The sequence below is a fragment of the Ruegeria intermedia genome, assembly GCF_900129345.1.
In the GTDB taxonomy this organism is placed as follows: domain Bacteria; phylum Pseudomonadota; class Alphaproteobacteria; order Rhodobacterales; family Rhodobacteraceae; genus Ruegeria; species Ruegeria intermedia.
Genome location: NZ_FQVK01000045.1, coordinates 1 through 9941, shown reverse-complemented (window position 1 = coordinate 9941; position 9941 = coordinate 1). Strand labels below are relative to the sequence as shown.

Here is a 9941-nt window from a genome sequence, read left to right as displayed (position 1 = left end):
ACGCTCAAAACAAAGCCCGGGATCCGCGAGCGCGCAAAACGCGTGAAACAGATCATCGCCCGGATGATCGGGTTCATTGAAACCTACGATGAGAATATCGGCGATTTCGACTCGGTTTAGATCGGCAAAGAAAAACCGCCGCCAATCGGCGGCGGTTCATGCCCCACAGCACGGAATGCGTCAGAGGGGGCTGGCCCCCTTGTTCCGTCAGCGTGTGGGGACCGGCACCTCGCCGCGATAGTCATAGAACCCGCGCTCGGTCTTGCGGCCCAACCATCCCGCTTCCACATATTTCGTCAGCAACGGGCAGGGGCGGTATTTGGTGTCCGCCAGCCCGTCATGCAGAACGTTCATGATGGCCAGGCAGGTATCCAGCCCGATGAAATCGGCCAGTTCCAACGGTCCCATCGGATGGTTGGCGCCCAGCTTCATCGACTGGTCGATCGACTGCACGCTGCCCACGCCCTCATACAGCGTATAGACCGCCTCATTGATCATCGGCATCAGGATGCGGTTCACGATGAAGGCCGGAAAATCCTCGGCGCTGGCGGCGGTCTTTCCCAACCGGTCCACGACCGCCTTGCAGGTGGCAAAGGTCTCTTCGTCGGTGGCAATGCCACGGATCAACTCGACCAGTTGCATGACGGGAACCGGGTTCATGAAGTGGAACCCCATGAATCGTTCCGGCCGGTCTGTCCGGCTGGCCAGCCGCGTGATCGAAATCGACGAGGTGTTCGACGTCAGGATCGTGTGGGGCAGAAGGTGCGGCTGCAGATCTTCGAATATGGCCTGTTTGATCGCCTCGCGCTCGGTCGCGGCCTCGATCACCAGGTCGGTCTTGCCGATGTCGGGCAAGTTCAGCGTGGTCTTGATCCTGGACAGTGCCGCCTGCATGTCGTCTTCGGAGATTTTCCCACGCGAAACCTGCCGGGCCATGTTGCCCTTGATCGTCTCCAGCGCCGCATCCAGCGCCTCCTGACTGATATCGTTCAACACAACGTCATACCCAGCCAGCGCCATGACATGGGCGATCCCGTTGCCCATCTGACCCGCGCCGATCACTCCGACTGATTTCACGTCCATGCTGAGCTGCCTTCTGCGTTGAGGTTCGGGGGCGACCATATCGGCAGTCCGGGCAGGGCGGCAAGGGGCAGAGACCCTTAGAATTCGCGTAAAAGTGAACCATTGAGATTTTCTTAACACCTGTGGCCCGACAATGGCGTCCGGGTGAAGAAAATGGGTGGATGACATGAGTTATCACGAATCCGGCGCGCTGAGCGCCGACGAGCCGCTGTGCCGCTACGAAGGTTCTGAGCGATGGTATCGCGGACCGGAACGGGCATTGGACGTGCCATATGTGGCCTGCGTGGGGGGCGATGAAACCTTTGGCCGTTTCGTTGCGCGTCCGTTTCCGTCTGTCCTCGCCGACAAACTCGACACGCCTTGCATCAACCTGGGCAGCCTGTTCTGCGGAGTCGACGGTTTGACCCTGGACGCCGGTCTGCAAGACCTGATGAACAATGCCACGGCCTGCGTTTTGCAACTGCCGGGCCTTTTGGGGCAGACGAACCCGTTCTACCGGGTTCATACCCGGCGCAATGACAGGGTGCTGGCAGCAACTGCGGACCTGCACGCGCTCTACCCCGAGGTGGATTTTGCCGAAATCCACTTCGTCCGACATCTGATTCTGCGGCTGGCCGAGTTTCAGGACGCGCGATTCGAAATGGTGGCGGACACGCTGAGGCGGGGATGGCTGACCGCGCTGAGCGATTTTCTGACCCGCGTAAAACCACCGGTCGTCTTGCTGTGGCTGGATATGGCACACAGCCCCGACGCGCAGCACCTCAGCTTGCCCGAACCGGTGCGGGTCACCGCTTCGATGGTCGAAGAACTGGCGCGGCTCTGCGCCGGAAAGGTCGAGATGCAGGTGCGCCCATCGGGCGAATCGGATGATCTCGAGGACATGCTGTTCGGCACGATGCAGCAGCCGATGGCGGAATACATGATCGGGCCGGCCACGCACCGGGCCATTGCCGAGCGACTGTTGCCCGCGATCCGGGATCTCGACTGAAAACAGGCCCGCCTGACTGGCGGGCCTTGAACTCAAGAAAAGAAGGGCCGTCAGCCCAGCTTCTCGGTCAGTTCCGGCACGGCCTGGAACAGGTCGGCGACCAGTCCGTAATCGGCCACCTGGAAGATCGGAGCCTCTTCGTCCTTGTTGATCGCGACGATGATCTTTGAATCCTTCATGCCGGCCAGGTGCTGGATCGCGCCCGAGATGCCAACCGCGATGTACAGGTCCGGCGCCACGACCTTGCCGGTCTGACCTACCTGCCAGTCGTTCGGAGCATAGCCCGAGTCGACGGCTGCACGGCTGGCACCAACCGCCGCACCCAGCTTGTCGGCCAGGGCTTCGATCAGTTTGAAGTCTTCTTCCGATCCGATGCCGCGGCCGCCCGACACCACGACCTTGGCCGAAGTCAGTTCGGGGCGGTCGCTTTCGGCGACCTTGTCTTCGACCCATTCCGACAGGCCGGGATTTTCACCGACCGATACGGTCTCGACCGGCGCCGATCCGCCTTCGCCGGCGGCGTCGAAAGTCGAGGTGCGGAAGGTGATGACCTTCTTGGCGTCGTTCGACTTGACGGTCTGAACGGCGTTGCCCGCGTAGATCGGGCGTTCAAAGGTCGATCCGTCCACCACGCCCGACGCGTCCGAGATCACCATCACGTCCAGCAGCGCGGCCACGCGCGGCATCACGTTCTTGGCGTCGGTGGTGGCGGGCGCCACGATGTGTTCATAGCCGTCGGCCAGGCTGACGATCAGCGCGGCGGTCGATTCGGCCAGACGGTGGCCCAGCGACGGGTCTTCGGCGACCAGCACCTTGGACACGCCGTCGATCTTGGCGGCGGCTTCGCCGGCAGCGGCGGCCGAGCCGCCCGCGGCCAGAACGGTCACGTCACCCAACTGCTTGGCAGCGGTGACCGCCTTGGCAGTCGCGTCCATCGCCAGTTCGCCATTGTTGACTTCGGCAAGCAGAAGTACAGCCATTACACAGCCCCCGCTTCTTTGAGTTTCCCGACCAGCTCGTCGACCGAGCCCACGATGATGCCGGCGGCGCGTGCCGGCGGCTCTTCGGTCTTGACGATTTCCAGACGCGGCGTGACATCGACGCCGTAATCGGCGGCGGTTTTTTCGTCCAGCGGCTTTTTCTTCGCCTTCATGATGTTGGGCAGCGACGCATAGCGCGGCTCGTTCAGGCGCAGGTCGACGGTGACGATGGCCGGCATCTTGACGCTGATGGTCTGCAGACCGCCGTCAACTTCACGCGTGACCTTGGCGGTGTCGCCTTCGATGTCCAGTTCGGACGCGAAGGTGCCCTGGCTCCAGCCCAGCAGGGCCGACAGCATCTGACCGGTGGCGTTCATGTCGTTGTCGATCGCCTGCTTGCCGCACAGAACCAGCCCGGGCTGCTCTTCCTCGACCACCTTGGCCAGGATCTTGGCGACGGCCAGCGGCTCGATGTCCTGGTGGACGTCATCCGCCGCGACCACCAGAATGGCGCGGTCTGCACCCATCGCCAGCGCGGTGCGCAGCGTTTCCTGCGCCTGCTTGACGCCGATCGAAACGGCCACGACCTCGTCGGCCTTGCCGGCTTCTTTCAGGCGGATCGCCTCTTCGACGGCAATCTCGTCGAACGGGTTCATCGACATTTTGACATTGGCGAGATCAACACCGCTGCCGTCCGCTTTGACGCGAACTTTCACGTTGTAGTCGATCACGCGCTTGACAGGCACAAGTACCTTCATTTTTGCGTACGCTCCTTACAAAAACGGCAAGCCGCAATGCGACTCCACCAATGCTCTCGTCGGCCTAGATAGCGCCTTGCGGGGCGTCGGGACAGGGCAAAATCGTCACGTCATGTCGTGGGGACGTCGCGTTTCACGCTTTTTGACGTGAAGGAACGAAAGATTGTTACCCGGCCGATGGGCGGTTTTGCCGCGCCGGATGGTGCGAAAACGCATCCAACAAGCTTGGGGCTCAGCGGTTCGCGCCCGCCCTTCGGGCCGGGGCTTCGCCCTTCCGGTCGCCCCAACGTCCACTGGACGTTGCGCCGCTTTCAGCGGTTCGCGCCCGGAACCCACAAGACGTCATCGCGGCCGCCGTTGTTGGCGCAGCGGGCGGCCACGAAGAACCAGTCGCTGAGGCGGTTGAGGTATTTCACCGCAGCCTCGTTCACCGGCTCCATGTTGGTCAGTTCGACCGCCAGACGCTCGGCTCGCCGCGAGACCGTGCGGCAGACATGAAGATGCGCCGCCAGCCGCGACCCGCCCGGCAGAATGAAGCTGCGCAACGGTTCGAGGTCGGCATTCATCGCGTCGATTTCCGACTCCAGCCGGTCGATCTGGGCGGGGGCGATCCGCAAGGGTGGATAGTCGGCCTCGGCGTCTTTTTCCATGTCGGGGCGGCACAGATCAGCGCCCAGGTCGAACAGATCGTTCTGGATGCGGGCCAGCGCCGCATCGGTCTCGCCCTCGGCCTCGGTGCGGGCCACGCCGACAAAGGCGTTCAGTTCGTCCACCGTGCCATAGGCCGCCACGCGGCCCGCGTATTTCGCAACCCGTTCGCCATTGCCCAGCGCGGTTTTGCCATCGTCCCCGGTGCGGGTGTAAATCTTGTTCAGAACGACCATCTACTGCACTCCCTGACCACGCAGATAGACGTAGAGCACGATCAGCACCACGGCAATGAATTGAAACAGGATGCGCAGCCGCATCATCTTGTTGCTTTTCTTGGCGGCCTCCATGCCGCCCTTGCCGAAATTGGCCACGCCCAGCACCAACACGACGACGACCGCCGCCATCGCCAAAAGCAGCACACCCATCAAGATATCCACGTCGTCCCCATTCGCGCCTATGTTCCGTTGCCGCACCATCTAGCCGGACGGGTCGGAAAAGCGAACGGGTAATTTCGTCTCAGACGCGGGACAGGATCCGGTCGATGGCGCCGGTCGGCAGCACGCGCCGCAGATAGCCGGCGATGTAGGTGGGTGTCGTGACATAGTAACGCGCCTTGGGCGATTTCGCCTCGAGCGCGCGCGCCAGCTTGTCCGTGACGGCCGAGGCGGGCAGCTCGAACCGGTCCGGGCCGCTGTCCTCGTAGAGCCGTCTGAGCAGCGAGTTCTCGTATTTCGCGCGCAGGGCCGAGTTTTCCCAGTCGATGAACCGTTCGAAAATCGGAATGGCCTTCTCGCGCAGCTTCGAGGTGACCGGGCCGGGTTCGATCAGAATGACCTTGATGCCGGTGTCGCGCAGTTCCAGCCGCAGCGTGTCGGTCAGGCCTTCGATGGCGTATTTCGTGGCCACATAGGCACCGCGCCACGGAAAGGCGACCAGCCCCAGAACCGACGAGTTCTGTACGATGCGGCCATGACCCTGCGCACGCATGACGGGAATCACCTGACGCGTCAGTTCGTGCCAGCCGAAGACATTGGTTTCGAAGATATGGCGCAGGCCTTCGGTCGGTACGTCCTCGACGGCGCCGGGCAGCCCGTGCGCGCCGTTGTTGAACAGCGCATCCAGCGTGCCGCCCGTGGCCTCCAAAACCTCGGCAAGGCCGGTCGTGATGCTGGCGGTGTCGGTATAGTCGATGCGGGGGCTGTCAAAGCCCTGCGCACGCAGCCGATCACAATCGCGCTGCTGTCGGCACGCGGCGAAAACACGCCAGCCGCGCGCACGCATTCCGTGTGCCGCGTCCAGCCCGATACCCGAGGAGCACCCGGTAATGAGGATGGATTTCTGCATGTCGCCCCCGTCGTCTTCCGTCAGCAACAGCTATTGCGGGGAACGTGGCAGGGCAATGACGGCATCGCGTCAATTTTCGCTTTTGCGGATCAAGGAGGCGGAAATCCATCCGACCTGTTGCTCGGGCAACACGCGCAGGCGCAGCCAGCCGGTGCCCGAGTCGCTCAGCACTTCGACCTTCTGGCCCATCCGGGCCTTGCCGATGATCGGATAGATCGTGCCCGGGCCGTCGCGCATGTTGACGCGGGTTCCGGCCACCCGTCGGATGTCCTTGGGTGGCGGTGCGGGCAAGGCGGTTTCGGCGGGTTCGGGCGCTTCCGGTGCCTCGCGCAGCGTCAGGGCCGTGTTCGCGTCAAGCGATGCAAGCGAGAACGTTTGCCCCTGGTCTTCAAGTGCGGACATGTCGGATTGCAACGCGGCGGCGACCTGCGCGAGCAGGGCGTCCGCATCGACGGTCTGAGCGACAGGCCGAGGTTCCGGCTTTGGCTCGTCCGGCTTTGCCGGTCGCCTTGCTGCCTTGGTCACAAGACCAGCCCGTGCGGCGGCAACCAGCGGAACGGTTGTCGGAGTGTGGGCAACCGGATCGGTCGCGGCTGCGCGCATTCCGCGCGGTTCGAAATCCGGGCCTCCGCTTGCCACGTAAAAGACCCAACCCAAGGCGGCGAACGTTATGACTATCAGGCGCGTCATGGCGCATCCCCCGGCAATCGCATCAACAAAGAAATCGGCAGCATTCAATGGTTGTCATTTTACCATAAATCCGGGCGTGAGTCGAAAATCGGGGGAAATCGCGGGGTTGGGTCCCCCTGCCGCAAAAAGCCGGACTTGTCCCCAGCAAAATATGCGCGGATTGCTTTACCACGGGCGTCGGGCGTCGTATCACATCATCTATGAACGACACGATCGACGACCCCAACATGGAGTCCCCCGACGCCGGGGGCGAGGTGGCGGAACCGCTGCGCCGGGCAATTGGCGAGCGGTACCTGACCTATGCGCTGTCCACCATCATGCACCGGGCCTTGCCCGATGCGCGCGATGGGCTGAAGCCGGTACACCGGCGAATCCTATACGCGATGCGCGAGCTGCGACTCAGCTCATCGGGCGGGTTCCGCAAGTCGGCCAAGATCTCGGGCGACGTGATGGGTAACTATCACCCGCATGGCGACGCCGCGATCTATGACGCGATGGCGCGTCTGGCGCAGGATTTCAACGTCCGTTACCCGCTGGTGGACGGACAGGGCAATTTCGGCAACATCGACGGCGACAACCCGGCGGCCTCGCGCTATACCGAGGCGCGCATGACCATCGTCGCCGAGGCGCTGCTGGAGGGGCTCGACGAGGATGCCGTCGATTTCCGCGACAACTATGACGGCACGCTGCGCGAACCGGCGGTGCTGCCGGCGACCTTCCCGAACCTGCTGGCCAATGGCGCGTCTGGGATCGCCGTGGGCATGGCCACGAACATTCCGCCCCACAACATCGCCGAGCTGTGCGACGCCTGTCTGCATCTGATCAAGACGCCCGACGCCCGTGACGACACGCTGCTGAACTATGTGCCGGGGCCGGATTTCCCCACCGGCGGCGTTATCGTCGAGCCCCCCGAGAACATCGCCCAGGCCTACCGCACCGGGCGCGGGTCGTTCCGGCTGCGCTGCAAGTATGAAATCGAGGATCTGGGTCGCGGCCAGTGGCAGATCGTCGTCACCGAGATCCCGTATCAGGTTCAGAAATCGAAGCTGATCGAAAAGATCGCCGAGCTGATCCAGACCAAGAAGATCCCGATCCTGGGCGATGTGCGCGACGAATCCGCCGACGACATCCGCCTGATCCTGGAGCCGCGTTCGAAAAACGTGGACCCCGAGGTGCTGATGAACATGCTGTATCGCAACTCGGATCTCGAGGTGCGGTTCAGCCTGAACATGAACGTGCTGATCGACGGGGTGACGCCCAAGGTCTGCTCGATGAAAGAGGTGCTGCGCGCCTTCCTCGATCACCGGCAAGAGGTGCTGCTGCGCCGCTCGCGTCACCGCATGGCCAAGATCGACCACCGGTTGGAGGTGCTGGAGGGCTTCATCGTCGCCTTCCTGAATCTCGACCGCGTGATCGACATCATCCGCTATGACGACGACCCCAAAGCCGCCCTGATGCGCGAGAACTGGGGCATCGACCATGTCCGCGCCACCAGCGAGGCCGATTACGTGTCGCCCGCGCCGGGCGAGGGCGAGCTGACCGAGGTTCAGGTCGACGCGATCCTGAACATGCGCCTGCGCAGCCTGCGCCGGCTGGAGGAGATGGAGCTGATCCGCGAGCGCGACAAGCTGATGGAGGAACGCGCCGATCTCGAGGATCTGCTGGCCGACGAGTCCCTGCAATGGGCGCGGATCGCCGAGCAGCTCAAGGAGACCAAAAAGAAGTTCGGCAAGGATTACGAGGGCGGCGCCCGCCGCACCCGCTTTGCCGAGGCCGGCGCGGTCGAAGAGGTGCCGCTCGAGGCGATGATCGACCGCGAGCCGATCACGGTGGTCTGTTCCCAGATGGGCTGGATCCGCGCGATGACCGGCCATATCGACCTGAAGCGCGAGCTGAAATTCAAGGATGGCGACGGGCCGCGTTTCATCTTCCACGCGGAAACCACCGACCGGCTGCTGATCTTTGCCTCGAACGGGCGGGTCTACACGGTCAGCGCCGCGAACCTGCCCGGCGGGCGGGGCATGGGCGAGCCGCTGCGCCTGATGGTCGATCTGCCCAACGAGGCGCAGATCGTCGACATCCTCATCCACAAGCCGGGGCGCAAGCTGCTGGTGGCCTCGGATGCGGGCAACGGGTTCATCGTGCCCGAGGATGACGTGCTGGCCCAGACCCGCAACGGCAAGCAGGTGCTGAACGTCAAGGATGACGAGCGCGCGGTGATCTGCAAACCGGTCGAGGGCGACCACGTCGCCGTGGTGTCGCAGAACGGCAAGTTCCTGGTCTTCCCGGTCTCCGAACTGCCCGAGATGACGCGGGGCAAGGGTGTGCGTCTGCAGAAATACAACATGGCGCGCGGGCGCCAGGGCACGCTGGAGCTGGATGGCGGCCTGTCCGACCTGACCACTTTCAACTGGGAAGAGGGTCTGAAATGGTCGATGGGCGGCGACAAGACCCGGCACGAGCCGGACATGTCGCCGTGGCTGGCCAAGCGGGCGAGCGTCGGGAAAAAGCCGCCCTACGGCTTCCCGCGCGACTACAAGTTCTCGTGATGCGGTTGCGGCCTTCAGGCGAAATCTGCCGATACGGCTTGGCACGGGCCGTATCGGTGCGATAGACCATGAAAAAACAGGCCCTATCGAGACGGAACCCATGCGCAAACTGCTGATACTGTTCGCCGGACTGGCCATGATCGGGGCCTGCACCCAGACGCTGGTTGACGAGGCGCCCGAGGATCTTGGCGCCTTCAAGCTGCGGGTCAATTATGCCTATGCGGACAAGGCGGTGCAGGGACCGGTGAGCCGGGACGCGACGCCGCAGGAATGGGCCGAGGCGATCCAGAAGGCCGTGGACATCCGGCTGGGCCGGTATCAGGGCACCCAGGAATATGACATCGGCATCAGCCTGGAAGGGTACATGCTGGCGCCGCCGGGCATCCCGGTGATCTACAACCCCAAAAGCACGGCCATCGTCCTGGTCAATGTCTATGACGTGGGCAAGAAAGAATTTCTGGCCAAGGGCAAGCAATTCCAGGTGCTGGAAGACACCACCGGCGACAGCGCGGTCGTGGGGTCGGGCAACAGCCGCACCCGCGAAGAGCAGATGAACGGGCTGGCCCTCAAGATCGCCGACCGGGTCGAGGAATGGCTGGCCGAAGAACATAAGGAAAACGGCTGGTTCGACCCGCGGCCGGGGCTGATCCAGCCGCTCGAGCCGGGCGAGGCCATACAAAATCCGGCCTGACGCCCGTTTTCCTGATGGTTGTGCTTGATTTTCCGTTGTGAACCCAATATCTCGCGCGCGCAGATGCAAACCGGGACCAAGGGTCCCCCAAACCGCAAAGGGCGCCTGAGGAATGGCAAAGGAAAAGTTTGAGCGTACAAAACCGCACGTCAACATTGGCACGATCGGCCACGTTGACCACGGCAAGACGACGCTGACCGCAGCGAT

Annotated in this window: 11 protein-coding genes; 4 read left to right on the top strand and 7 right to left on the bottom strand. The window is 63.2% G+C overall.

The window, feature by feature from the left end; translation table 11 throughout:
- Positions 1–207: 207 nt before the first annotated feature.
- Positions 208–1083, bottom strand: coding sequence for a 3-hydroxybutyryl-CoA dehydrogenase (locus F3H26_RS18585; protein ID WP_149777467.1), 876 nt, complete (start codon positions 1081–1083; stop codon positions 208–210).
- A gap of 166 nt (positions 1084–1249) precedes the next feature.
- Between F3H26_RS18585 and F3H26_RS18580 the strand changes: the two genes are divergently transcribed.
- Positions 1250–2071: a DUF6473 family protein gene (locus F3H26_RS18580; RefSeq protein ID WP_223162579.1), complete on the top strand. Its 822-nt coding sequence runs from the start codon at positions 1250–1252 to the stop codon at positions 2069–2071.
- A gap of 50 nt (positions 2072–2121) precedes the next feature.
- Here F3H26_RS18580 and F3H26_RS18575 read toward each other — a convergent pair whose 3' ends face one another.
- The 6 genes from F3H26_RS18575 to F3H26_RS18550 form a co-directional block, all read right to left on the bottom strand.
- Positions 2122–3051 carry an electron transfer flavoprotein subunit alpha/FixB family protein gene (locus tag F3H26_RS18575; RefSeq protein WP_149777465.1) on the bottom strand — a complete coding sequence of 310 codons (930 nt, stop codon included), beginning with the start codon at positions 3049–3051 and terminating at the stop codon, positions 2122–2124.
- Entirely contained in the window at positions 3051–3809 is a 759-nt protein-coding gene (locus tag F3H26_RS18570; RefSeq protein ID WP_149777464.1) for an electron transfer flavoprotein subunit beta/FixA family protein, read from the bottom strand. Before F3H26_RS18570 ends, F3H26_RS18575 begins: the two co-directional genes overlap by 1 nt.
- A 311-nt stretch (positions 3810–4120) precedes the next feature.
- Complete coding sequence (locus F3H26_RS18565) at positions 4121–4693, bottom strand: cob(I)yrinic acid a,c-diamide adenosyltransferase (protein WP_149777463.1); 573 nt, start codon at positions 4691–4693, stop codon at positions 4121–4123.
- Positions 4694–4885, bottom strand: coding sequence for a twin transmembrane helix small protein (locus F3H26_RS18560; RefSeq protein WP_149777462.1), 192 nt, complete (start codon positions 4883–4885; stop codon positions 4694–4696).
- Between the two features lie 91 nt (positions 4886–4976).
- Complete coding sequence (locus F3H26_RS18555) at positions 4977–5804, bottom strand: SDR family NAD(P)-dependent oxidoreductase (protein WP_149777461.1); 828 nt, start codon at positions 5802–5804, stop codon at positions 4977–4979.
- A gap of 69 nt (positions 5805–5873) precedes the next feature.
- The gene (locus F3H26_RS18550) at positions 5874–6494 is read right to left on the bottom strand and encodes an SH3 domain-containing protein (RefSeq protein ID WP_149777460.1); all 621 of its coding nucleotides are present in this window, start codon (positions 6492–6494) and stop codon (positions 5874–5876) included.
- A 200-nt stretch (positions 6495–6694) separates the two neighbouring features.
- On the opposite strand from F3H26_RS18550, the gene F3H26_RS18545 reads away from it, so the two are divergent.
- The 3 genes from F3H26_RS18545 to F3H26_RS18535 form a co-directional block, all read left to right on the top strand.
- Entirely contained in the window at positions 6695–9043 is a 2349-nt protein-coding gene (locus F3H26_RS18545; RefSeq protein ID WP_149777459.1) for a DNA topoisomerase IV subunit A, read from the top strand.
- A gap of 100 nt (positions 9044–9143) precedes the next feature.
- Positions 9144–9734, top strand: coding sequence for a hypothetical protein (locus tag F3H26_RS18540; RefSeq protein WP_149777458.1), 591 nt, complete (start codon positions 9144–9146; stop codon positions 9732–9734).
- A 112-nt stretch (positions 9735–9846) separates the two neighbouring features.
- Positions 9847–9941, top strand: a 95-nt coding sequence (locus tag F3H26_RS18535) for a GTP-binding protein (RefSeq protein WP_018294844.1), incomplete at its 3' end; no start/stop codon positions are given.